The organism is Stappia indica, from assembly GCF_001696535.1.
Taxonomy (GTDB): Bacteria; Pseudomonadota; Alphaproteobacteria; order Rhizobiales; family Stappiaceae; genus Stappia; species Stappia indica.
On sequence record NZ_MBQE01000001.1, the window covers coordinates 1,353,393 to 1,377,587 of the forward strand.

Consider the following 24,195-nt stretch of genomic DNA (forward strand, 5'->3'; position numbering starts at 1 on the left):
TCCTATTCGGCCCCGTCGTCTTCGACGGGGAAATCGCGTTTGAGGGCCTCGACCAGCGGCCCCATGCGGGTGCCGAGCGAGCCCTTGATCATGATGACGTCGCCCGGACGGATATCCTCCAGGAGCAGCGGCTTCAGGCCGGCCGCTTCCTCGGAATAGGCGCCGCGCTGGTGTTTCGGCAGCAGCTCCCACAGCGCGTGCATGCGCGGGCCTGCGCAGTAGACGAGATCCGCACCGGATTCGGCAACAGGCCGGTTGAGCGCGGCATGCAGCTGCAACTCGGCCTCGCCCAGCTCCAGCATGTCGCCGATCACCGCGATACGGCGGCCGTTCCGCTCGATCGGGGTTTCCTTCAGCAGATTGAGCGCGGCGCGCATCGAGGCGGGATTGGCGTTGTAGCTCTCGTCGATCAGCGTCGCGCGGCCGTTCGGCAGCTTCAGAACCGCCTGCTCGCCGCGCCCCTTGGGTGCGCGGAAGGCGGCCAGCGCCATGCCGGCCCGGGCGAGATCGCCGCCCAGTTCCGCCACCGCGCCCAGCACGACGAGGCTGTTGTTGACCAGGTGCACGCCCGGCGCGCCGACCTTGTAGGTGATCTGCTGGTCGAACACATGGCCGGAGATCGAGCTGCAGCCCGTCTGCAGCGACACGCGCTCGGCCTGAACATCCGCAGGTCCCTGCTGCCCGAACGTGGCGATGCGGCGCACGCCGGCGGCCTTGGCCAGATAGGTCAGCAGGTCGAACTGGTTGTTGTCGCGGTTGAGCAGCGCCAGCCCGCCCGGCTCCAGCCCGAGGAAGATCTCGCCCTTGGCCTGCGCGATGCGCTCGACCGAGCCGAAGAACTCCAGATGCACCGCCTCCACCGTGGTGATCGCCACCACATGCGGGCGAACCATCTGCACCAGCGGCGTGATCTCGCCGGCGTGGTTCATGCCGATCTCGAAGACGCCGAATTCGGTGTCCGCCGGCATGCGCGCCAGCGTCAGCGGCACGCCCCAGTGGTTGTTGAACGAGGCAACCGGCGCATGGGTGCGCCCGGACGGCGACAGCGCCAGCTTCAACATGTCCTTGGTGCTGGTCTTGCCGACCGAGCCGGTCACCGCGACGATGCGGGCGCGGCTGCGGGCGCGCGAGGCCCGGCCGAGATCGCGCAGCGCCTCCAGCGGGTCCTCGACGACCAGATAGCGCCCCTGCGACGGCAGCTTGTCTGCACGCTCGCGCGCGACGATGGCAAGCGCGGCCCCCGCCTCGCAGGCCTTGGCCGCAAAGTCGTGCCCGTCGAACCGATCTCCGGCAATCGCCACGAAGGCCTCTCCGGCGGCGATGCTGCGGCTGTCGATGGAAACACCTGTGATGTCCGGAATATCCGCGCCGCGCAGGTCGCCGCCCGTCGCCTCGACCATTTCGTCCAGATACCACAGCGGCCGGTCGGGCTCGGCCTCCACCGGCTCGCCGGAAACCGGTGCCGGCTTGACCACCTGGGCGGCGGGCGCCGTGAACGAGGGCACGGCCGGCGCGACGAAGGCCGGATGCACGGCCGCCGTGGCGGGCGCAGGGGCTGTCGCCGGCTCTGCCGTTTCCTGAAGCTCGGAGACGGGCTCGCGATCTTCATCCTGCGCGTCGGCGGGCTCGGCGTCCGCGTCCGCCTCATCCTCTTCGTCGGCGACCGAAAGCCACTCGGTCTCCGCCGACGGCTCGTCCGCCGGCGCATCCTCATCGCTCTGCGTCTCGAGCGCCTCGACCTCGTCCGTCAGCGCGTCTGCGCCGCCAAAAATGTCGTCGTCGACCTCAGGTGCCGTCTCGGCGGGCTTGCGCTCGTCGTCGAACTCATCGTCGTCGACAAGGTCCTCGGCCAGACTCTCCTCAAGCTCGCGCTCGCCGATCCCGTCCTCGGCTGTCTCGTCTTCGGCTGCCTCGTCCTCGGCTATGTCAGGCTCGTCCGCCGGATCGGACAGACCCAGAAGATCCTCCTCGCTGAGGCTGATTCCCGGAAAGCCCCTGCTCTCCGGTTCGTCCTCGGCCAGCAGATCGTCCTCGTCCGCTGCTGCCTGCGGCTCGTCATCCATCAGGTCGTCAGCCGGCAGATCGTCTTCGCTCAACCCGTCATCAAGCGGCTCGTCGTCGGACAGCTCGTCTTCGGCGACATCTTCCTCGACCGAGGTTTCGTCAGCGAGCTCCTCGCCAAGCAGGTCCTCGTCGGCCAAGTCTTCGCCCAGCAGGTCCTCGCCAGAAACGTCCTCGTCGGCAGTCTCGTCTGCGGCCAGCTCGACATGCAGCGCATCCGCCTCGTCGGAAAGCTCGTGCTCCGGCGCATCGTCGGCGCTGCGGTCCTCTTCCTCGAAGAGGTCGTTCAGCAGGTCGTCCTCGGACAGCTCCAGGTGAAGCCCGCCTTCCGCGCCGTCCGCTTCGATTTCGTCGGCCGCGTCAGGCATATCATCGGAAAGCTCGTCCCCGTCCGCCCGTTCGAAGTTCTCGACGAACGCCTGTTCCAGCGCGCCGTCGAGATCGAAACCCGCATCGCCGCCGAGATCGATGCCGCCGTCTTCGGCCGCGTCGAACAGCGCGCTTTCGGCCATCGCCTCGATCGCCTCGCGCGCGACCTCGTGATCGGAGAAGGGCAACACCTGGTCGCCGACGATCTGGCCCGGCTCATGGCCCTTGCCGGCGATGCACAGCACGTCGCCCGGCTGCAGCATGCCGATGGCCGCTTCGATGGCGTCGCGCCGGTCGCCGATCTCCAGCGCCTCCGGGGCCCCGTCCATCACTTCGGCGCGGATCTTCGCCGGGTCTTCGCTGCGCGGATTGTCGTCGGTGACGATGACGATGTCGGCCTGCCGCGCCGCTGCCTGCCCCATCAGCGGGCGCTTGCCCGGATCGCGGTCGCCGCCAGCACCGAACACGGCGATCAGCCGGCCCTTGGTGAAGGGCCGCAGCGCCGCCAGCGCCGTGTCCAGCGCATCGGGCTTGTGTGCGTAATCGACGAAGACCAGCGCCCCGTCGTCGGTCTCGCCGACCAGCTCCAGCCGGCCCGGCGCTCCCTGGAGATCTTCCAGCGCCGACAGCGCGGTGCTGGTCGGAACGCCACTGCAGATCGCCAGCCCCGCCGCGACAAGCGCATTGGACACCTGGAAGCGGCCGGCCAGCGGCAGGCGCACCTCGAAGAAGCCCTCGATGGTCTCGATCGACAGGACCTGCGTGAACCCGTCGTGGCGGATGTCGAGCAGCTTCAGATCGTCGCCGCCCTCTCCGACGGTGAAGACGCTGCGGCCGAGTTCCCGCGCCACCGCCAGAACGCGTCCGGCATAGGGCGCGGACGGTTCCAGCACCACCGGCTGGTCGCCTTCCAGCAGCGTATCGAACAGCCGCATCTTGGCCGCGAGATAGTCCTCCACATCGGCATGATAGTCGAGGTGGTCGCGCCCCAGGTTGGTGAAGGCCGCAGCCGTCAGGCGCAGCCCGTCGAGCCGGCGCTGGTCGAGCCCATGGCTGGAGGCTTCCAGCGCGGCATGGGTGATGCCGTCGTCGGCGAGCCGCGCCAGAGTCTGGTGCAGCGACACCGGGTCCGGCGTCGTCAGGCTGCCATACTGGGCGCCGCGGCTGGTCACCGTGCCGATGGTTCCGAGGCTTGCGGCCTCGAACCCGGCATGGGCGAAGATCTGACGGGTGAAGACGGCGACGGAGGTCTTGCCGCTGGTGCCGGTCACGGCGACCAGCGTCTCCGGCTGGCGCTCGTAGAAGCGCGAGGCCATCAGCGCCAGCTCGCGGCGCGGGTCGTCGCTGACGATGACGGGGCAGCCGCCCGCATCGGGGCCGAGCGCCGCAAGCGGCGTGTCGCTGCCCACCAGCAGGGCGCCGGCGCCGGCATCGCGTGCGGCCGCGATGAAACGGGTGCCGTCCGCCTTCGCGCCTTTCAGCGCGGCGAACACAAATCCCCTGGAAACCGTTCGGCTGTCTGCGGACAATCCGGCGATTTCGGTTTCGAACTCGGGCGCGGCGAGCACCTGTTCGCCGGTGAGGTCCTTCAGCAGCATGTCCTGCGCCAATATCCGTTGTGCGTCGTCGTCAGGACCGAAAAGGAGGCTGCGGTGCGACCCCGCCCCCTTGGCGATCCGGTCAGTAGGAAATCGATACCGTCTCCGTCTTGTCTCCGAACTTCGGCAAAACTCCGAGCATCGGGGCAACCCGCCGGATGATCGCCGAGGTGACCGGCGCGGTGTTCAGACCTGCGGTCGCGCCGATGCCCTCGCGCTCGGGCTTCGGCTCGTCCAGCACGACCAGAACCACGTAGCGCGGCTTGTCCATCGGGAAGGCAGAAAGGAAAGAATTGCGGCGCTTGTTGGATACGTAGCGGCCGTTCTCGATCTTTTCCGCCGTTCCGGTCTTGCCGCCGACCATGTAGCCCGGCACTTCCGCGCGCCGGCCCGAGCCCGACAGCACGTTGAGGCGGAACAGGTAGCGCATGATCTCGCTGGTCTGCGGGCTGACCACCTGCTTGGCCAGCTTGTCCGCTTCCTCGCGCGAACGCGGCATGAAGGTCGGTGGGATCAGGCGACCGCCATTCATCAGCGCCGCCGTCGCCACCGCCGTCTGCAGCGGCGTCACCGAAATGCCGTGGCCGAAGGAGATCGTGATCGCCGCCAGCTCGTTCCACTTGGGCGGCAGCAGGGGCGTCGCGACTTCCGGCAGGTCCGTCTTCAGCCGGCTGGTCAGGCCCAGCCGCTCGAGGAATTCCTTCTGCGTGTCGACGCCCGCCGCCAGCATCATCTTCGCGGTGCCGATGTTCGACGAGTAGTTGAAGATCTCGGGGATCGACAGGATGCGTCCCTTGCCGTGGAAATCGCTGATCGTCCGCCCGCCGACGCGAAGCGGCCGCGTGGCGTCGAAACTGTCGCTCATCGTCACCTTGCCGCTGTCCAGCGCCATGGCGACGGTGAAGCCCTTGAACACCGAACCCATCTCGAAGACGCCGCCGGAGGCCCGGTTCATGCGGTCCTTCTCCAGCGCCTGCGCCCGGTCGTTGGGGTCGAAGTCCGGCAGCGACGACATGGCAACCACTTCGCCGGTCTCCGCGTCGAGAATGATGCCGACGCCGGCAATCGCCCGGTAGCGCTCCAGCGCCTTCACCAGCTCGTCGCGCACCACGTGCTGCACGCGCAGGTCCACCGACAGCTGCACCGGCTCCATCGAGCGGTCGCTGGCAAAGCCCAGCTCGCGCAGGTCGCCGAGCCAGGCCCGGTCGACCGCCAGCTCCATGCCGGAGATGCCCTGGTTGTCGACATTCACCGAGCCGACGATATGGCCGGCCGTCGGCCCGCCCGGATAGAAGCGGCTGTTCTCTTCCAGGAACCCGATGCCGGGGATGCCGAGATCGTGGATCTGCTGGCGCTGGCGCGGGGTCAGCTCGCGCTTCAGCCAGATGAAGCCGGCATTGCTGGCCAGCCGGCGGCGCACCGCGTCGGTGCCCAGTTCCGGCAGCACGCTGGCGATACCCTCCAGCGCCTCATCTACGTCGAGGATCTTGCGCGGCTCGGCGAACAGCGAGGCGGTCTTGATGTCGGTCGCCAGGATCTGGCCGTTGCGGTCCAGAAGGTCGGGACGCGAGGCGGCGACGCTGTCCTGCGCCGAGATGTAGGAGGCGGACTTCGACTCCTCGCTCATGCCCAGCATGATCAGCCGCCCGCCGATGGCCATGTAGACCAGCGCGAACACAGCCATCGCCATGTGCACGCGGGCCCGCACGGCGCGGGTCGAGGGACCGCGCGGCACATGCCGCTCGCCGACCGTGCGGCGCTGCAGGAACGAAACGGGCTGATCGGTCACCGCCATTGCCGCCCCCTATCGCACTGTCGGCGACGTGCCGGCGAAGCCGCCGAGCGTCACGTTGCTGTCGATAGGCTCGAGCTGCACCGGCTTGATCGGCACGTCCTCGATCCGGGTGATCTGCTCCACCGAAAGCGGCTGGAGCTGCAGGTGGTCGTTGTAGCGGTCGACCAGCCGCTGCAGACGGCTCGGGTCGTTGAGCAGGCTCCACTCGGCGCGCAGCATCTGCAGCTGCGCCCGTTCGTCCTCGATCTGCCTCTGCAGCGCCGCGACATGCTCGGCCGAGCGTTCCGCGTCGTGCTTCATGTCGTAGACGGCGGCGGCGGCAGCCAGGACGCCGATGGCGAGGATGACGTTGGTGTAGCGGCTCATGGGTTCACTCCTCCCCGGCCGGCGCGGCGACCGACGGGGCACCGAGTTCGCGGGGGTCGACTTCGCGTGCCGGGGCATCGAGACGGCGGGCGGCGCGCAGCTTGGCGGAGCGCGCACGCGGGTTGGCGGCAACCTCTTCCTCGCCCGGGTCCACCGCCCCGCGGTGGATCGGCTCGAAGGTTGCCGGCGGCACCTCGATGTCCGGCATGTGACGGGAACCGCCGGCGCGGGTACGGCTGCGCTCGGCGACGAATTTCTTGACGATCCGGTCTTCCAGGCTGTGGAAGGTGACGACGACCAGCCGGCCGCCCGGCTTCAGCGCGCGCTCGGCCGCGGCCAGCGCATCGACCACCTCGTCGAGCTCGCGGTTCACATAGATCCGCAGCGCCTGGAAGGTGCGCGTCGCCGGATGGATCTGCTTGCCCTTGAACGAGCGCCCGACCACCTTCTCGATCACGGCGGCAAGGTCGGAGGTCCGCTCGAAGGGGCGCTCCTTGCGGCGCTCGGCGATGGCCCGCGAGACGGCGGACGCGCGCCGCTCCTCGCCGAGAATGCCGATCAGCCGGGTCAGCTCGCGCTGCGGCATGGTGTTGACGACATCCGCCGCCGACAGCCCGCGCACTTCCATGCGCATGTCCAGCGGACCGTCGAAACGGAAGGAGAAGCCCCGCTCCGCCTCGTCGAGCTGCATCGAGGAGACGCCGAGATCCAGCACCACCGCATCGACCTGCGGGTGGCCGGAGGCCGCCGCGTGGGCATCGAGTGCGGAGAACCGGCCCTCGACCAGCATCAAACGGCCGCCGCTTTTCGCGGCCAGCGCCTGCCCGCCGGAAATCGCGGTCGGATCGCGGTCGATGGCGACCACCTGCGCGCCCGCATCGAGCAGCGCCGAGGTATAGCCGCCGGCACCGAACGTGCCATCGACGACAGTGGCGCCCGACACGTCGCCGAGCGCCTCCATCACCTCATTCAGGAGAACCGGAACATGGCGGGGCGCCGCCTCGTCCTTGTGCTGCGCCGTCATTGGCCGCCTCCCGCACGAGGCGAGGACAGCACCGACATGGCGCGCTTCATCGCGTCCGCGCGATGGGCGCGGAAGCGCTCCGGCTCCCAGATCTGGAACTTGTAGCCCTGACCGACAAAGGTGACCTGGTCCGTCACTCCCGCGTGTTCGCGGATCATGTCGGAAAGCATCACCCGGCCGTCTCCATCGATCTTCAGGGTTTCGCTGGCGCCGTAGAGCGCAGTGGACAGTGCGTCGTGGTCGGCAGTCAGGGTATCGAGCCCCTCCAGCCGCTTGGCGATCTCCGCCACGAGCTGGTGACCGCCCGCATCCACCGCCATCTGGTGCAGGGAAGGAAAGCAGTAGAGGCCTTCGAAACCGTCGCGCGTCAGGGCCTGGCGAAAGGAGGCAGGAACGGAAACCCGCCCCTTGGCGTCGAGTCGGTTTGTGTAGTGCGACACGAAGCCGGACATCGATTCTCTCGCCCCATCGCCGGATGCGTTGCACCCGGCCACCGCCTAACTCCCGATCCCTGGAAACGCCGATACGTAACGCAACGCCGGCGGCCCGACCGCATGTCGGCCCGCAATGTCGAATTGTGAGCCGCTTGAGCCCCGTTGCAGCCTGTCGAAACGGGATGATCTGGGATAGCATGGGACCTTCTGGGCGTCAACGGAATCCAATGGTTTCTGCCCCCTCCCGGCCGGTGCGGCGAAACACCGGAGATCAGTTATCCACCGTTAAGCTTAATTTTGAGTTTCCGGCCGCTTGCATCCTGCAAGGCCGCAGATTCGGGGTCTTTCGCGCCGCCGTCGCGGTCTAAGCGCAATGGTTCCAGCGACTTGCCCACAGGCGCAGCTTGTCCGCCGCGCCGGTTCCGGCGCGCGGCTTCGGTTCGAGCGGGAGGGACAGCCTGGGAAGCAGGGGCGTGAGGAACGGCGGACAGCCACACCGACGCGAAGCTCGCTCTTCGGCTGTCGTCCCGGTTTCGGCGCAGCCGAAGACCGGGAACCAGTAACCACGGAAGGTCGCGACCGAAGCCGTTGCGCTGCCGCCGGAAGGCCGAAGGCTGGTGCCCTCGCACACCCGTCCGCTCCGGCGGATACTGGACGCCTGCCTGCGCAGGCGTGACAGCCGTGTAGGTGGCGATGCGCGCCCGTTTCATACCTGCCGAGGGCGTCCTCGCACCCCGGCTGGCGCCGGCGGATCATCGAAACAGGAAAGGGAAAAAGTGTCAGCCGGCCTGTAAGCCGGGTTTTGTATGGCGCGGCATTGCTGCCGCACGTGACGGCCATTCATCTGGGACGCCCGTTGCCGGACGCCTCGCGCAACCAACCCGGGCGGCTGGTCTGGAAAGGACCGGATCCCTTGCGGAACCCGCGCCGCCCCTATTCGGTTTTGCTCCCGGTGGGGTTTACCGTGCCGCTTCCGTTGCCGGTCGCGCGGTGGGCTCTTACCCCACCCTTTCACCCTTACCGCGGCCGCAGCCGCGGCGGTTTGCTTTCTGTGGCACTTTCCCTGGGGTCGCCCCCGCCGGGCGTTACCCGGCACCGTTTTTCCGTGGAGCCCGGACTTTCCTCCCCTGCGGCGTTTCCGCACTTGCAGGAGCGGCCGTCCAGCCGGCTGACGCGCGACTGGTATGCGCCGCGGGCCCTTCGGTCAAGCGCGACGCTTCTCGGCCCCTGCCAATGCGCCCGCCACCGCCTCGGCGCAGGCCTGCGCCTCCCCGCCCTGCGCCCCGGCAAAGCCGACGACGAGGCCTGACGGGTTGCAGGCGATCCCGTAGGGTGAGAGCGCCGCGACGCCGAAGCCGAGGGCGTTGACCCTCGCGGCGATCGCAAGGTCGTCGACCGCCCCGGCAAAGCGCAGGGCAAGCTGCACGCCGCCAACCGGGTCCGGCACATCCGCCGCCGTACCTAACCTCTGCCGCAGGGCGGCGGCCAGTTCCCGCCCCCGCGCCTCGCAGGTCTCCTGCACCCGCCGCAGATGCGCCCGGTAACGGCCGGAGGCGATGAAGTCGGCAAGCGCGGCCTGCGTCATCACGTTGGCGAGCATGCCCGAGACCCGCTGCGCCACCGCCAGCGGGCCAGCCAGATGTTCCGGCACCACCATGTAGGCTACCCTCAGGCCCGGCAGCATGCTCTTGGAGAAGGTGCCGAGATAGATCACCTCGCCCTCCGCGCCCAGGCCCTGCATCGCCGCGAGAGGCCGCCCGGAAAACAGGAACTCGCTATCGTAGTCGTCCTCCAGCACCACCCCGCCGCAGGCCCGCGCCGCATCCAGCACCATCGCGCGGCGTGCCAGCGACATGCGGGTGCCGTAAGGGTACTGGTGCGAGGGGGTAACGTAGATCAGCCGCGGCGGCCGCCGGCCGGAGACAAGGCGCGGGTCCGCCCCCTCCTCGTCGACCGGCATCGGCACGATGTCGAGCCCGGCTGCGGTGAAGGCCGCGCGGGCTCCGAGATACCCGGGATCCTCCAGCCACGCCGCCTCGCCGGGATCCGCCAGGGCGCTCGCCAGCAGGTTGAGGCTCGCCTGGGTCGACGGAGTGACGAGGATACGCTCGGGCGTCGCCCGGACGCCGCGCTCGGCCGCCAGATAGGCGGCGAGCTCCCGGCGCAGTTCGGGCAGCCCCCGCGTCTCGCCATAGCTCAGCACGTCACCGCGCAGGCGGCGAGCCGCGCGGCGCAGCGTCCGCGCCCATTCGTCCGCGGGAAACCGGTCGGGGCTCGGCGTGCCCGGCTCCATCCTGCCGCCGCGCCGGCGTTCTGTCGCCGACCAGGGATCGGTGCTCATCGCCCGCCCGCGCGCCGACAGGGCGACCGCCCTTGCGGAGATCGCCGGCGTCTCGCCCTCGCCCCACACTGCAACGCTTGCGACCTTCGGCGCAGAACCGCTGCGCACGGTGACGATGCCCTCCGCCGCCAGCAGCTCGTAGGCCGCGTTCACCGAGTTGCGGGAGATGCCGAGCGCTACCGCCAGCGCCCGGCTGGAGGGCAACCGCGCGCCCGCGTCGAGCCGCCCCGCGCCGATGGCCTCGCGCACGGCGCGATAGACCTGTTCGGGCAGCGGCACCGAGGAGGAACGGTCGATGGTGATGAGGCCGGCAAGCATGACTGGACCTTCGAAAACGCCGAAAGCGGATCTTCACTGGAACCAGTTTGATGGCACATTCCCGGCCGCAAAGCAAAGGTGCCGCCGAGTAAAAAGGCGCCGCAAGGCAAAAGGCGCCGAAGCGCAAGGGCGCCGCACAGCACAGGCGCCGCAAAGCGAGGAACCGCAATCGATGAGCGACCCCGAGATCGACCAGGCCGCCACGCCGGCCGCCCGGCGCAGCCGTCGCGCCTCCCTGCCCCGCCATGCCCGGGTTCGGGTGGGCAAGCGCGAGGTCGCGGACCCCGCCGCCGCCTTCGAGGTGCTGGATCTCGCCCGCATCGCTCATGTCGGCTTCGTCGACGAGGGCCGGCCGATGGTCATCCCGATGCTGCACGCCCGCATCAAGCGCACGCTCTACATCCACGGCGCCAAGGCGACGCGCATCGTCAAGGGGATGCAGGACCGCGCGCCGGTGTGTCTCACCGTGACGCTGCTGGACGGCATCGTCGTCGCCCGCTCCGCCTTTCACCACTCGATGAACTACCGCTCGGTGGTGGTGCATGGCACCGCACGCCATGTCGTCAACGACTGGGAGCGCAAGGCCGCGCTCGTCGCCCTCACCGACCGGCTGTTGCCGGGCCGCTGGGACGAGGTACGACCGATGACCGACAAGGAGCTCGCCGCCACCGGGGTGCTCGCCATCGAGGTCGAGCACATCACCATGAAGCGGCGCGAGGGTCCACCGGTCGACGACGAGGAAGACTACGCCCTGCCGGTATGGGCCGGCGTCGTCGAGCTGGCCGAGACGGTCACCGCCGTCACGCCGGACGGGCGGCTGGCCCCGGACGTGCCGCGTCCGCGCTCGCTGCGCGACCTGGAGGAAGCCTGACCCCGGCCTCCTCGCCCCGCATCAGCCGCGAGCGAGGAGCTGCTTGACCTTGCCGCAATAGCGGCGGCTCACCGGGTTCATGCGCTTGGCGAAGTGGCCGGCATTGTAGCGCAGGATCGTTCCGCACAGGTCGCCGCCGGCGCGCTTGTGGGCGCCTGCCAGGTATTTCATGCCGTAGGTGATGTTGGTCTTGGGATCGTAGAGCGCCTTGGCGCTGCCGCGGAAGCCGACGCCCCGCGCCGTCTGCGGCTTGATCTGCATCAGGCCGATTTCGCCGGCCCGGCCGCGCGCCCGCGGATTGTAGTTGCTTTCCACCCGCACGATGGCATGGGCGAGGTCCGCCGGCAGGCCGTGCTTGCGGGCTTCCGCAGTGATCATGGCGTCGTATTTCGCGGCACGGCCGCCCGCCTCCAGGATCTTCGGATCGACCGTTGTGGTCGAAATCGCTGCCGACTGGCATGCCCCTGCGGCAAGAGCGAGAAGAAGCGCACCAATGAGACGCGGCGCCTTGAACTTGATCATATGGCCGACCTTCGAACTGTTCGTCGTTGTTGAGAGGCCGGCTGTATGGCGGCGCCGTAAGACGGAAATCCGGCGCGAACGATCACGAAATGTTACAAAAACACCGATAAAATGCGGCTAAAACGTGCAGAAATCATCGTCATTGACGAAACCATGGCCATCATCCCGGCAAACATGGCCGGGAGATGGCGGTGATTTGCGGATGTTGCGATGCAGCAATCGGCTCGGGACGCGGCGTCAGCCGAGCTGTGGAACTTTTTGCAAGAGCCGGTGCAGCGTCGCGATGGTCGACATGTCGGCGATGCCGTCGACCCGCTCCTGCCGGTGGTGACGCTGGAAGGCGGCGACCGCTGAGCGCGTGCGCTCGTCGAAGACCCCGGTGATCGGCATCTCGAAGCCGTAGAGCGCCAGCATCGACTGCAGCGCCTCGACGGGCTGACCGCCGTCGCCCTGCTGGAAGAAGCGCCCGCCCGACACCGGCTCCGGCGGAACATGCAGGCCGACGCCCGCCCCCGCCAGCCTGTCCCAGGGAAACAGCTCGCCCGGATCCTCCTTGCGCTCCGGCGCGACGTCCGAATGGCCGAGCACGTTCTGCGGCGCGATGCCGTGCCGGGCGCAGATGTCGCGGGCCAGTTCGATCACCGCAGCCACCTGCACCTCCGGGAAAGGCCGGTAGCCGTTCTCGTGGCCCGGATTGACGATCTCGATGCCGATGGAGCGCGAGTTGATGTCCCGCTCGCCCTTCCAGTAGGAGCGCCCCGCATGCCAGGCGCGCCGGCTCTCCGGCACCAGTTGCAGGATCGTCCCGTCCTCGTCGACCACGTAATGGGCCGAGACCTCGGCGCGCGGGTCGCACAGCCGCTGCAGGGCCTCCTCGCCGCTGGTCATGCCGGTATAGTGCAGCAGCAGCAGGCTGACCTCGCCGCTGCGCTCGTTGTGGTTCGGCGAAGGCCGCAGCCGCGCCGGCAGTCCGGTATCCGTCTTCACGCCCATCGGGGTCTTTCCATCGTCTCTTGCCCGGCGTCCCCGCCGGTCACAGTCCCCGCTCCGCCGCGATCTTGGCATAGGCAACGTTCAGCGCCGCCAGCCGGTCGTTGGCGATCCGCACGAACTCCTCCGGCACGCCGCGTGCGATCAGCCGGTCGGGATGGGTTTCCGCCACCAGCTTGCGGTAGTGGCGCTTGATCTCCTCGTCCGGCACGCTGCCGGCGATCCCCAGCACCCGGTACGGGTCTTCCTCGCTGCGCACATGGCGGGCGAGGATCTGGTTGAAGGCCCGCTCGTCCAGCCCGAAGATCTCGGCGATGCGCTGCAGGTAGGCCAGTTCGTATTCGTGGACGATGCCGTCCGCCTTGGCGATGTGGAACAGGGCATCGAGAATGTCGACGCGGATTTCCGGGTCGTCCGGAAACAGCGCCGCCAGCCGCTCCGCATAGGTCTCGAAGCCCGCGACATCCTGCTTGGCCAGGTTGAACAGGCGCGCGACGTTCCGCTCCTCGCCGGCCGGAATGTCGAACACGTCGAGAAAGGCGATTTCCTCGTCGCCGGTCACGACGCCGTCCGCCTTCGCCATCTTCGCCGACAGCGCGATCATGGCGACGGTGAAGGCAACCGCCCGGTCGCCCCGCCCCTCGCCCGCGGACACGATGAACTGCACGATGCGGTCGACGATCTGGGCACCGCCCGCGCCGATTGCCGCCGCCACCGCACTGATCGCAGACCAGATGTTCATGTCGTCGTTGCCGCCTCAGACAGACCGCGTGATGCCGCCATCGACGCGCAGGTTCTGCCCCGTGATATAGCCGGCTCCGTCCGACAGCAGAAAGGCGACGGTGTCCGCCACTTCCTCCACCGTGCCATAGCGGCCCATCGGGATGCGCGCGCGGCGGTCTTCCTTTTCCGGCAGGCTGTCGATGAAGCCCGGCAGCACGTTGTTCATGCGGATGCCCTCGCCCGCATAGCGGTCGCAATAGAGCTTGGTGAAGGCGGCAAGCCCGGCGCGGAACACGCCCGAGGTCGGGAACGCCGCCTCCGGCTCGAACGCGGCATAGGTCGAGATGTTGACGATGGCGCCGCTCCCCTGCGCCTGGAACTGCGGCGTCACCAGCCGGCACATCCGCACCACGTTGAGCAGGTAATAGTCCATGCCCAGGTGCCAGTCCTCGTCGCTGATCGCCAGCACCTCGCCCTTCGGCCCGTGGCCGGCGCTGTTGACGACGGCATCGATCCGCCCGAAACGCGCCATCGCGGCGTCCACGAACGCGGCAAGGTCCTTCGGCTCCAGGTTCGACCCGGTATGGCCGAGCCCGCCCAGTTCCTCGGCCAGCGCCGCGCCCTTGCCGCTGGACGACAGGATGGCGACCCGCGCGCCCTCGCCCGCCAGCTTGCGCGCGATGGCGGCGCCCATGCCGCTGCCCGCGGCGGTCAGAAGTACGACCCGATCCTTCATGATGTCCCCGAACTGTTCCCCGTGACGCCTGCGGTACGGCGTTCGCGAACGAACACCGACTCTTTCCAGCGTTCTAGCACAGACCGCCGGCCTCGCCACACGGGGCTGTCGCACGCCGTGAGGAGACCTGCCCCGGCGCGCCGAACGGGCGCCGGGGCAGGAAACGACGTCAGATCTTCGGCATTGGCCCGGTCATCGAGGCTGCGTCGACGATCCGGTCGAAGGTCGCCGCGTCGATATGGCCCAGCGCCAGCGCCGCCTCGCGCAAGGTCGTGCCCTCGTGATGGGCGTGATGGGCAATCGCCGCCGCCTTGTCGTAGCCGATCTCCGGCGTCAGCGCCGTGACCAGCATCAGCGAGCGGTTGACGGTCTCGGCCAGCCGCGCCTCGTCCGCCTCCATGCCGGCAACGGCGAAGCGCGCGAAATGCTCCATCCCGTCGGCGAGCATGCGGCAGCTTTCCACCACGTTGGCGCCCAGCATCGGCTTGTAGACGTTCATCTCCAGCAACCCGCCGGCCCCGGCAAAGCCGCTGGCGACATCAAGGCCGATCACCTGCACGCTGAGCATCGCCAGCGCCTCGCACTGGGTCGGATTGACCTTGCCCGGCATGATCGAGGAGCCCGGCTCGTTTTCCGGCAGGCGCAGTTCGGCAAAGCCGGCGCGCGGGCCGCAGGACAGCAGGCGGATGTCGTTGGCGATCTTGTGCAGCGACACCGCCAGCACCTTCAGCATGGACGAGGCCGCCACCATCGCGTCATGCGCGCCCATCACCGTGAACTTGTTCGCCGCCGCCTCGAAGGGCAGGCCGCAGCGCTGCGCCAGCTCCGCCGCCACCTTGCCGTCGAAGCCCTCCGGCGCGTTCAGCCCGGTGCCGACGGCGGTGCCGCCGATGGCCAGCTTCATCAGCCCCTTGAGCGCGAAGGCGAGCCGCTCGTCGTTGTCGTCCAGCATGCCGACATAGCCGGCGAACTCCTGGCCGAGCGTCATCGGCACCGCGTCCTGCATGTGCGTGCGGCCGATCTTCACCAGCCCCTGCCAGGCATGGGCCTTCTCGGCCAGCGCATCGCGCAGCACCTTCAGCGCCGGCCGCACCCGGTTGGCGATCATAAGCGCCGACGCCACGTTCAGCGCCGTCGGCACCACGTCGTTGGACGACTGCGAGCGGTTGACGTGGTCGTTGGGATGGACCGGATCCTTGGAGCCGATCCGCCCGCCGCTGAGCTCGATGGCCCGGTTGGCGATCACCTCGTTGACGTTCATGTTCGCCTGGGTGCCCGAGCCGGTCATCCACACATGCAGGGGGAACTCGCCGTCGTGCCGGCCGCCGACCACTTCCTCGGCGGCCGTCACGATGAGGTCGGCACGCTTCTGGTCCAGCACGCCGATCTGCGCATTGGCCAGCGCGGCGGCGCGCTTGACCTCGGCCAGCGCGTGAATGATCTCCAGCGGGAACGGATCGCGGCCGATGGCGAAGTGATGGCGCGCGCGCTCGGTCTGGGCGCCCCAGTAGCGATCCGCCGGCACGTCCACCGGCCCCATCGAGTCGGTCTCGATACGCGTGTTGTCTGCGGTCATGGTCTGCTCCGTCTTACCCAGCGTCATGATCTGCCGCTCGGCAGAATCCGGACGCTTGATTCAATGTCTGGAAACCTTGCGATGTCATGATCCATCCCCAGGACACATTCACGATTGAAGGCGGCGGCATCGCGTCGCCAGGGACAGGTCAGGTTGCGCAACCTAAAGACGTTGCTGGGCATCTTTGTGGGCGTGTTGATCGTTGCAGGTTTCGCCGGCACGATCCAGGCAACAAATGTATTCTTTTCCAAGGCGATTTACACCCGCGATGCCCAGGAGACGGCGCGGCGGCTCGACCGCGACCTGAACCACCACCTGCTGAGGGACGGCAAGCTCGCCGATGTGCATGCCGCCTTCGCCGACGAGAGCCTGCGCCGCTCCATCGACAGCGTCGATGCCCAGGGGGAGGTCGATCGCGAGGACACGGGCGACGCCCGGACCGTCGATGCGACAGGGCCCGCCCTGCCGACAGCCAATCCCAGGGCCGACCGCGAGGCCTCGCTCACCGAGTTCCTGGAAGAGATCGACAGCACGGACCTGGCCACCACCGTCGCCATGCTCCGCTTCGCGCCCGGCGCCGTGTCGCTGTCGGAAGCCTCCGTGCTGCCGCGCATCGATCCGCAGGCGCTCGAGCAGCTTGCCCCGCGCATCGAGAACCTGATGCGCAGCCTCGCTGCCGGCGAGCAGCGCGCGGTCGACATTCCCTCCACCCTGTTCGGCAAGCGCTCCGGCGCCACCCTGCTGGCCGTGCCGATCCGCGACGGCAACGCTGTCGAAGGCGCGATCATCCTGTTCTACGACCAGGCGACGACCGGCCTGTTCCTGACCGAGGTGGTGCAGATCGGCATCGCCATCCTGATCGCGATGATCTTCGTCGCCGTCGGCCTTGCCGCCCTGTTCATGTGGATGCGCTTCCGCGACCGGCTGAAGGCCAGCAAGACGATCCAGTTCCTCGCCCATCACGACGCCCTCACCGGCCTGCCCAACCGCACCGTCTTCTCCACCAAGCTGAACGAGGCGCTGCGGCTCGCCAGCGCCAGGGCCGGCAATCTGGCGGTGATGCTGATCGACGTCGACAAGTTCAAGGCGATCAACGACACGCACGGCCATGCGGCGGGCGATCTCTTCCTGCAGGTGATCGCCGACCGGCTGAGCAACGTCTTCGGCAACCACCTGGTCGCACGCCTGTCGGGCGACGAGTTCGCGGTGCTGATCGCCCGCGATCTCGACCGCAAGGCGGTGACCCAGCTCGCCTCCTCGATGATCGCCGCGACCCGCATTCCCACCCGCATCGACGGCAAGGACATCCCGATCTCGCTGTCCATCGGCGTTGCCCAGGCCTCGGAGGCCGCCTGGCGCGCCTCGCGCCTGCTGCACTGCGCCGACCTTGCCCTGTACCGGGCCAAGCATTCGGGCCGCTCCACCTATATCTGGTACACGCCGGACATGGACGCCGAGGCGCAGAAGCGCAAGGCGCTGGAAGGCGACCTGCGCAAGGCGCTGGCCCAGGACGAGTTCCGCCTGCTCTACCAGCCGCAATTCTCGCTGCGCGACCTCAAGCTGACCGGCTACGAGGCCCTGCTGCGCTGGGAGCATCCCGAGCGCGGCACCATCTCGCCGACCGTCTTCATCCCCATTGCGGAGGATGCGGGCCTCATCGAGGAAATCGGCGCCTGGGTGCTGCTGCATGCCTGCCGCGAGGCCTCGCGCTGGCGCGACACCTCGCTCACCGTCGCGGTCAATATCTCGCCGGCACAGTTCAGCCCCGGCCAGACCGAGGAGCGCGTTGCCCACGCGCTCAAGGTCAGCGGCCTTGCGCCGGAGCGGCTGGAGGTGGAGATCACCGAAAGCCTGCTGATCTCCGACACCAATGCCGTCGTGAAGACGCTGACGCAGATCCGCCAGATGGGCGTCTCCGTGGCGATGGACGATTTCGGCACCGGCTATTCGAGCCTCAGCTACCTGTCGCGCTTCCCCTTCGACACGATCAAGATCGACCGCTCCTTCGTCGCCACCGTCGGCAAGAACCCGACGACCGACGCGATCATCGCCTCCATCGTCGGCCTCGGGCGCTCGCTCGAGGTCACGATCACCGCGGAGGGCGTGGAGGACGAGCTTCAGGTCGCGCTGCTGCGCGCCGCCGGCTGCGACAAGGTGCAGGGCTTCCTCTTCGGCAAGCCGATGGACCTCACCGACCAGTCGGCCAGCGACACCGTCGCCCTTGCCCAGCAGACCCGCCGGGAAAAGCTGCTGCTGACCGCCGGCGAGCCCGAGCTGCCGCAGCTTCCCCTCGCCATGCCCGAGACAGCGGAAGCGCACGCCCCCCGCCTCCCCGACATCGATATCGGCGCCGATATCGATACCCTCGCCATGGACCTGGATGTCGACGGCGCGCCGATGCCGGCCGATGCGGAAGACGGACGCGAAGACACGGCCCCCGCGCACGATCGGGCCCGCGCCGTCGGCGCGGTCTGAGGCGGCGCGGGCGCCCTACATTGCGGCTGCGGCGCGCGCGGCCTGGTCGTAATGGCCGGAGACCGAGCGCAGCGTCGCGGCCAGCCGCGACAACTCCATCTCGTCCATGCCCAGCCCCTTCACCGGGCCGACCAGCAGCGCCTCGCGCAGCCGGCGATACTCCATGCAGATCGCCTCGCCGGCGCGGGTGATCGCCACCGTCTTTTCCTTGCCGCGCTTGCCCGTCTCCACCAATCCGGCGGCGGCCAGCTTCTTCAGCGCATAGGTGACGGTGTGGGTGTCCTCGATGTTCAGCACCAGGCAGATGTCGGCGAGCGACTTGGGCCGCCCGCGGTGATTGACCGAATGCAGCACCAACGTGTCGAGCGGGCTCATGCCCGGCGCTCCGGCCGCTGCCATGCAGCGCACCATCCAGCGGTGATAGGCGTTGACCATCATGGTCACCGCGAACTCGACCTCCGAAAGCGCCGGCATGGCACCCGAGGCGAGATGGGCGGCAGACACGACCGGCCCGATACCGCCGCGCGCAATGTCTTCGGACTGGGTGCTGTCTGTCATGAAATTCCTGCCTGAATTGATCTGGCCAAGGCTACGGCAGGGAGCTGCGAAAGAGCAACCATCCTTCCGGCTAGGGCCCTTGCTCTAGGGCAGCGGATGGCGTCGCGGCACCAGGCCGGAGTGGAACCAGGTCACGAAACTCTCGATGGAATAGACCGGCACGCCCGTCGCCGCCCGGATGTCGGCGGCATAGGGCACCATGTTCGTGCATTCCAGCACGATGGCGCCGACCTCCGGATTGCGCGCCAGCAGCGCCTTTGCCGCCTCCACGTTGTCGGCCCGCGCGGCCTCCACGTCGAGCGCCTCCTCGTTGTCGAGGATCGCGCGGGTAAACTCGCGCCCGCCCTCGGTGCCCATCACCGGCGTGTCGGCGGGGCAGCCGGCGGCCGCCAGATGCGCGCCCGTCAGCGAACCGGCGGAGATCGTCAGGATGCCGGCGCGCTTGCCCGGCGGCAGCAACCGGTCGACCAGCGGCACCTGCATCAGGGAGGAGGCGGCGACCGGAACCTGGAGCGCGGCCTGCAGGTCGCGCTGGAACAGCGACAGGAACCCGCAATTGGTGGTGATGCCATCGACGCCGTCGGCAACGAGCTCGCGCCCCGCCGCGATGAACGCATCCAGCAGCCCGCTCGCGCCCTGCCGCACCGCCCTGTCGGGCGTCGCATCGCGCACGATGCGGTAATGCACCGGGAACGGCCAGGTCAGCGCATTGCCCATGTCGCCGGGGATGCGCGGAAAGCGCGCCTCCAGCATCAGGATCCCCACCGCCGCGCCGTAAAGCGCCTTGCCGCCACGCACCGTCATCTCAGCTGCCTCCCGCGCAGGCGTTGCTGCCCGCCCTGCCGCAAACCCTGCGTCAGCCGCACCAACAACGCCCCTTCTCGAGGATCTGTGCACCGGAACGTCTGCAACACAAGGATCTTGCGCAGACTATTAAGGACATTTTGTCGATAAATTGTTGACAACAGAACCTGACCCCACGACACTTGTCACAATTGGCCGGGGAGAGGCACTGTGCAGCAGCACGACAGTGGGCGTTTGCGGATTGTGGTGATCGGCGCGGGGATCGTCGGCGTCAGCGCCGCGCTCCGCCTTCTCGACGACGGCCATCAGGTCACCCTGCTCGACCGTGCGGGGCCCGGCGAAGGCACGTCCCACGGCAATGGCGGCGTGCTCGCCTCCTGCGCCGTCGTACCCGTCACCGTTCCCGGCCTGCCGTCCAAGGCGCCGCGCATGCTGATGGCCCCGGACAGCCCGCTGTTCCTGCGCTGGTCCTACCTGCCGCGCCTGCTGCCCTGGCTGGCGAAATATCTCTCCCATTGCAAGGCCAGCGAGACCGAGCGCATCGCCCGCGCGCTGCTGCCCATCGTCGGCAACAGCCTCGACGAACATCGCGCGCTGGCCGGCGCCACGGCGGCGAACCGCTGGATCGCCCCGTCCGACTATCTCTATATCTACCGCGACCGCGCCGCCTTCGAGGGCGATGCCTATGGCTGGCGCCTGCGTCGCGAGGCCGGCTTCACCTGGGACGAGATGGAAGGCGCCTCGCTCGGGTCCTACGACCCGCTGCTGGGCGAGGCCAACCGCTTCGCCGTCCGTCTTGCCGACCACGGCGTCATCCGCGATCCGGGCCTCTACGTGAAGGATCTCGCCGCCGAGTTCGAGGCGCGCGGCGGCACCGTCCTGCGTGGCACGCTGCAGGGCTTCGTCACCGAGAACGGCCGCCTCGCCTCCCTTGCCACCGACGGCGGGCCGCTCGCCTGCGACCGCGCCGTGCTGGCGACCGGCGTGTGGTCCGGTCCGCTCGCCGACCAGCTCGGCATCTCCGTGCCGCTGGAGAGCGAGCGCGGCTACCATCTGGAGCTGGAGGCGCCGAGCGCGATGCCGCGCGCGCCCTTCATGTTCGCCTCCGCGAAATTCGTCGCAACCCCGCTCGAGGGGCGCATCCGCCTTGCCGGCGTCGTCGAGTTCGGCGGCCTTGCCGCGGGACCTGCGAAGGCGCCGTTCGAACTTCTGGAGCGCCAGCTGCGCCGGGCCATGCCCGCGCTGCGCTGGGGCTCGACCCGTCAATGGATGGGACACCGGCCGGCACCGGCCGATTCCATCCCCGTGATCGGGCCGTCGCCGGCATGCGGCGACGTCCTGATGGCTTTCGGCCACCATCATGTCGGCCTGACCGGCGGTCCCAGGACCGGTCGCCTCGTTGCCGACATGATTGCGGGACGCAAGCCGAATATCGACCCCGCCCCCTATTCGCCCGCGCGTTTCGCTGTCTAGAGTGAGACCCATGGGGACTGGGCTGCGGGAACACCGACCAGAGACCTGGATTGCCGCGAGATCCGGAACAATCGGATCCCGGCCGATGGAGGACCGAACATGACTGACCTGCTGAAGAGCACCACCGGCATCGTAACCGCCGCGCTTCTGGCCGCTGCCGCCGCTTCGCCGGCCGTTGCCGCCGAGAAGTGGGACATGCCGCTCGCCTATCCGGCGACCAACTTCCATTCCGAGAACGCGGCTGCCTTCGCGGCCTGCGTCACCGAGGGCACCGGCGGCGAGATCGAGATCGTCACCCATCCGGGCGGCTCGCTGTTCGGCGGCGCCGACATCAAGCGCGCCGTGCAGACCGGCCAGGTGCCGATCGGCGAGCGCTTGCTCTCCGCCCATGCCAACGAGGACCCGATCTTCGGCGTCGACAGCATTCCCTTCCTCGCCACCTCCTTCGACGATTCCGTTAAGCTGTGGTCGGCTGCCGAAGGCGCGGTGGAAGAGGCGCTGGACGGCCAGAACCTCGTCCTTCTCTACAGCGTGCCGTGGCCGCCGCAGGGCCTGTACTTCAACAAGGAAGTCAATTCCGGCGCCGACATGAAGGGCATCAAGTTCCGTGCCTACAATGCCGCGACCGCCAAGCTCGCCGAGCTGACCGGCATGCTCCCGGTGCAGATCGAGGCGGCCGAGGTCTCCCAGGCCTTCGCCACCGGCGTCGCCGAATCGATGATCTCCTCCGGCGCCACCGGCTACGACAGCAAGCTGTGGGAGAACGTCTCGCACTTCTACGAGGTCGACGCCTGGCTGCCGCGCAACTCGGTGATGGTCAACAAGGACACCTGGGCCGGCCTTTCGGACGAGACCAAGAAGGTCTTCACCGACTGCTCCGCCAAGGCCGAGGCCGACGGCCTGCAGAAGGCCAAGGACTACACCAAGCTGACGCTGGACGGCCTCGCCTCCAACGGCATGAAGGTGCTGAAGCCCAGCGACCAGCTCAAGGCCGATCTGGCTGTCGTCGGCGAAGCCATGACCGACGAGTGGCTGAAGGCCGCCGGCGACAAGGGCAAGGCCATCGTCGACGCCTTCAAGGCCAACTAAGCGGCGCGTTCCGCCGCCTCCGTCACCGACGGTCCGGATGTGCGCCCGCCTGAGCGTGTGCGCATCCGGCGCCTGCCGCGGCCCGAAGGTCGCGGCACACTGCCGTCCCTGACAGCCGGGCTCCTGCCCGCGCAGGCCTGCCCGCCGGACCGCGCGCTTCGCGGCCCGGCCGGGGCAGTTGCGCCGTGGCCGGTCCGCAACAGACACGGAACACGACCATGATCGCACTCGGGCGCGGACTCCGCCGCCTTCTCGACGGACTGTATCTGGCCGGCGGCATGATCGCCGCGCTGGCGCTGGTCTCCATCCTCGCCATCATCGTGGCGCAGATGATCGCCAGATGGACCGGCCTGATCTTCCCTGGCGCTGCCAGCTATGCCGGCTACGCCATGGCCTCGGCCTCCTTCTTCGCCTTCGCCCATGCGCTCAACCGCGGCGCCCATATCCGGGTCAGCCTGCTGCTCAGCGCCCTCGGCCGCCATCGCCGCTGGCTCGAGATCTGGTGCTTCGGCATCGGCTCCGCCCTGACCTGGTACCTCTCGTACTATGCGATCAAGGCCGTCTACTGGTCGCGCAAGCTGAACGACATCAGCCAGGGCCAGGACGCCACGCCCCTGTGGATCCCGCAGATGGCCATGGCCGCCGGCGCGGTCCTTCTCGCCATCGCCATGACGGATCACCTGGTCCGCGTTCTCGTCCTCGGCTCGTCGGGCATCGTCGCCGACACGGTCGAACAGAGCCACGGGGAGTAAGCCGCCATGGAAACCCTCGCTCCCATCATCCTCTTCCTCTTCGTGCTGTTCCTGCTGCTGGGCACCGGCGTGTGGGTGGGCCTTGCCCTGCTCGGCGTCGCCTTCGTCGGCATGGAGCTGTTCACCTCGCGTCCCGCCGGCGACGCCATGATCACGGTGATCTGGGCCGCCTCCTCGTCCTGGACGCTGACCGCGCTGCCGCTGTTCATCTGGATGGGCGAAATCCTCTACAGGACACGCCTGTCGGAAGACATGTTCCGCGGCCTTGCCCCGTGGATGGCACGCCTGCCCGGCGGCCTGCTGCACACCAATGTCGTCGGCTGCACGGTCTTCGCCGCCGTCTCCGGCTCCTCCGCCGCCACGCTGACGACGGTCGGCAAGATGTCGGTGCCGGAGCTGCGCAAGCGCGACTATCCGGAAAAGATGGTGATCGGCACGCTGGCGGGCGCGGCCACCCTCGGCCTGATGATCCCGCCCTCCCTGACGCTGATCGTCTACGGCGTCACCATCAACGAATCCATCACCAAGCTGTTCATGGCCGGCATCCTGCCGGGCCTCGTGCTGGCCGGTCTCTTCATGGGCTATATCGCGGTCTACGCGAAGCTCTCGAAGAACTACAAGCCGCAGCCCGAGCCGCAGATGACCTTCCGCGAAAAGCTCGCCAACTCCCGCTTCCTGCTGCCGGTGATCGCGCTGATCATCGTCGTGATCGGCTCCATGTATACCGGCCTTGCCACCGCCACCGAAGCCGCCGCCCTCGGCGTCATCGGCTCGCTGGCTCTGGCCGCCGGACAGGGCTCGCTCACCTGGAAGACCTTCGGCGAAAGCCTGATGGGCGCCACCCGCACCTCCGCGATGGTGGCCCTCATTCTCGCCGGCGCCGCCTTCCTGTCGCTGTCCATGGGCTTCACCGGCCTGCCGCGCGCGCTGGCCGCCTGGATCGCCGACATGCAGCTCTCGCGCTTCGAGCTGCTGATGGCGCTGCTGGTCTTCTACATCGTCATCGGCTGCTTCCTGGACGGCATCTCCTCGGTGGTGCTGACCATGGCGGTGGTCGAGCCGATGGTGCGGGCCGCCGGCATCGATGCGATCTGGTTCGGCATCTTCGTCGTGGTGGTGGTCGAGATGGCGCAGATCACGCCGCCCATCGGCTTCAACCTGTTCGTGCTGCAAGGCATGACGCGGCACGAGATGACCTATATCGCCCGCGCCGCCCTGCCGATGTTCGCGCTGATGGTGGTCATGGTGTTCATCCTGATCGCCTTCCCGGAGCTGGCGACCTGGCTGCCCGAGAACATGCGCACCCGGCCGTAAGACCGG

The 24,195-nt window shown here is 68.5% G+C and carries 19 protein-coding genes, 1 other RNA gene and 1 pseudogene; 6 read left to right on the forward strand and 15 right to left on the reverse strand.

Annotated elements, in window-relative coordinates:
• Positions 1 to 2: 2 nt before the first annotated feature.
• From BBX35_RS23855 to pdxR, 8 genes and pseudogenes are all read right to left on the reverse strand, one after another.
• The gene (locus BBX35_RS23855) at positions 3 to 2,573 is read right to left on the reverse strand and encodes a UDP-N-acetylmuramoylalanyl-D-glutamyl-2,6-diaminopimelate--D-alanyl-D-alanine ligase (RefSeq protein ID WP_341871212.1); all 2,571 of its coding nucleotides are present in this window, start codon (positions 2,571 to 2,573) and stop codon (positions 3 to 5) included.
• A pseudogene (locus tag BBX35_RS23860) lies at positions 2,556 to 4,028 on the reverse strand (UDP-N-acetylmuramoyl-L-alanyl-D-glutamate--2,6-diaminopimelate ligase); the annotation flags it as partial. The gene BBX35_RS23855 and the pseudogene BBX35_RS23860, both read right to left, overlap by 18 nt.
• Before the next feature lie 82 nt (positions 4,029 to 4,110).
• Complete coding sequence (locus tag BBX35_RS06405) at positions 4,111 to 5,823, reverse strand: peptidoglycan D,D-transpeptidase FtsI family protein (protein WP_067217316.1); 1,713 nt, start codon at positions 5,821 to 5,823, stop codon at positions 4,111 to 4,113.
• A 9-nt stretch (positions 5,824 to 5,832) separates the two neighbouring features.
• Positions 5,833 to 6,189, reverse strand: coding sequence for a cell division protein FtsL (gene ftsL, locus BBX35_RS06410; RefSeq protein WP_067217318.1), 357 nt, complete (start codon positions 6,187 to 6,189; stop codon positions 5,833 to 5,835).
• Positions 6,190 to 6,193: 4 nt separating this feature from the next.
• Positions 6,194 to 7,213 (reverse strand): 16S rRNA (cytosine(1402)-N(4))-methyltransferase RsmH, encoded by a 1,020-nt coding sequence (gene rsmH, locus BBX35_RS06415; protein WP_067217320.1) that lies wholly within the window; start codon positions 7,211 to 7,213, stop codon positions 6,194 to 6,196.
• Positions 7,210 to 7,665, reverse strand: coding sequence for a division/cell wall cluster transcriptional repressor MraZ (mraZ, locus tag BBX35_RS06420; RefSeq protein WP_067217322.1), 456 nt, complete (start codon positions 7,663 to 7,665; stop codon positions 7,210 to 7,212). The genes rsmH and mraZ overlap by 4 nt, the downstream gene beginning before the upstream one ends.
• A 757-nt stretch (positions 7,666 to 8,422) precedes the next feature.
• Positions 8,423 to 8,819, reverse strand: an RNA gene (gene rnpB, locus BBX35_RS06425) — RNase P RNA component class A.
• Between the two features lie 32 nt (positions 8,820 to 8,851).
• Complete coding sequence (pdxR, locus tag BBX35_RS06430; protein WP_067217325.1) at positions 8,852 to 10,306, reverse strand: MocR-like pyridoxine biosynthesis transcription factor PdxR; 1,455 nt, start codon at positions 10,304 to 10,306, stop codon at positions 8,852 to 8,854.
• A 172-nt stretch (positions 10,307 to 10,478) separates the two neighbouring features.
• Here pdxR and BBX35_RS06435 point away from each other — a divergent pair, with 172 nt between their 5' ends.
• On the forward strand, positions 10,479 to 11,177 hold the full coding sequence (locus BBX35_RS06435) for a pyridoxamine 5'-phosphate oxidase family protein (RefSeq protein ID WP_067217327.1): 699 nt from the start codon (positions 10,479 to 10,481) through the stop codon (positions 11,175 to 11,177).
• 21 nt (positions 11,178 to 11,198) lie between these two features.
• Here the strand turns inward: BBX35_RS06435 and BBX35_RS06440 are convergent, their stop codons facing one another.
• The 5 genes from BBX35_RS06440 to BBX35_RS06460 form a co-directional block, all read right to left on the reverse strand.
• A complete protein-coding gene (locus tag BBX35_RS06440) occupies positions 11,199 to 11,699 on the reverse strand; it encodes a lytic transglycosylase domain-containing protein (RefSeq protein WP_067217330.1) in 501 nt (166 codons plus the stop codon).
• Between the two features lie 237 nt (positions 11,700 to 11,936).
• Positions 11,937 to 12,692, reverse strand: a complete 756-nt coding sequence (locus BBX35_RS06445; protein WP_067217331.1) for an N-acetylmuramoyl-L-alanine amidase — start codon at positions 12,690 to 12,692, stop codon at positions 11,937 to 11,939.
• A 40-nt stretch (positions 12,693 to 12,732) separates the two neighbouring features.
• Positions 12,733 to 13,431: a TerB family tellurite resistance protein gene (locus BBX35_RS06450; RefSeq protein WP_067217334.1), complete on the reverse strand. Its 699-nt coding sequence runs from the start codon at positions 13,429 to 13,431 to the stop codon at positions 12,733 to 12,735.
• A gap of 15 nt (positions 13,432 to 13,446) precedes the next feature.
• Positions 13,447 to 14,148 (reverse strand): SDR family oxidoreductase, encoded by a 702-nt coding sequence (locus BBX35_RS06455; protein WP_244271563.1) that lies wholly within the window; start codon positions 14,146 to 14,148, stop codon positions 13,447 to 13,449.
• A gap of 169 nt (positions 14,149 to 14,317) precedes the next feature.
• Positions 14,318 to 15,724, reverse strand: a complete 1,407-nt coding sequence (locus BBX35_RS06460) for a class II fumarate hydratase (RefSeq protein ID WP_171901390.1) — start codon at positions 15,722 to 15,724, stop codon at positions 14,318 to 14,320.
• A gap of 153 nt (positions 15,725 to 15,877) precedes the next feature.
• Between BBX35_RS06460 and BBX35_RS06465 the strand changes: the two genes are divergently transcribed.
• A complete protein-coding gene (locus tag BBX35_RS06465) occupies positions 15,878 to 18,199 on the forward strand; it encodes a putative bifunctional diguanylate cyclase/phosphodiesterase (RefSeq protein WP_208979770.1) in 2,322 nt (773 codons plus the stop codon).
• A gap of 15 nt (positions 18,200 to 18,214) precedes the next feature.
• On the opposite strand, the gene BBX35_RS06470 is transcribed toward BBX35_RS06465, so the two are convergent.
• Both BBX35_RS06470 and BBX35_RS06475 read right to left on the reverse strand, forming a co-directional pair.
• On the reverse strand, positions 18,215 to 18,757 hold the full coding sequence (locus BBX35_RS06470; RefSeq protein ID WP_067217341.1) for a winged helix DNA-binding protein: 543 nt from the start codon (positions 18,755 to 18,757) through the stop codon (positions 18,215 to 18,217).
• A gap of 84 nt (positions 18,758 to 18,841) precedes the next feature.
• Positions 18,842 to 19,561: an aspartate/glutamate racemase family protein gene (locus BBX35_RS06475; protein ID WP_067217343.1), complete on the reverse strand. Its 720-nt coding sequence runs from the start codon at positions 19,559 to 19,561 to the stop codon at positions 18,842 to 18,844.
• A gap of 210 nt (positions 19,562 to 19,771) precedes the next feature.
• Here BBX35_RS06475 and BBX35_RS06480 point away from each other — a divergent pair, with 210 nt between their 5' ends.
• From BBX35_RS06480 to BBX35_RS06495, 4 genes are all read left to right on the forward strand, one after another.
• Entirely contained in the window at positions 19,772 to 21,034 is a 1,263-nt protein-coding gene (locus tag BBX35_RS06480; RefSeq protein WP_067217345.1) for an NAD(P)/FAD-dependent oxidoreductase, read from the forward strand.
• A gap of 99 nt (positions 21,035 to 21,133) precedes the next feature.
• Positions 21,134 to 22,123, forward strand: coding sequence for a TRAP transporter substrate-binding protein (locus BBX35_RS06485; RefSeq protein WP_171901391.1), 990 nt, complete (start codon positions 21,134 to 21,136; stop codon positions 22,121 to 22,123).
• A gap of 218 nt (positions 22,124 to 22,341) precedes the next feature.
• Positions 22,342 to 22,875 (forward strand): TRAP transporter small permease, encoded by a 534-nt coding sequence (locus BBX35_RS06490; RefSeq protein ID WP_067217348.1) that lies wholly within the window; start codon positions 22,342 to 22,344, stop codon positions 22,873 to 22,875.
• Positions 22,876 to 22,881: 6 nt separating this feature from the next.
• Positions 22,882 to 24,189: a TRAP transporter large permease gene (locus BBX35_RS06495; RefSeq protein WP_067217351.1), complete on the forward strand. Its 1,308-nt coding sequence runs from the start codon at positions 22,882 to 22,884 to the stop codon at positions 24,187 to 24,189.
• Positions 24,190 to 24,195: the final 6 nt, after the last annotated feature.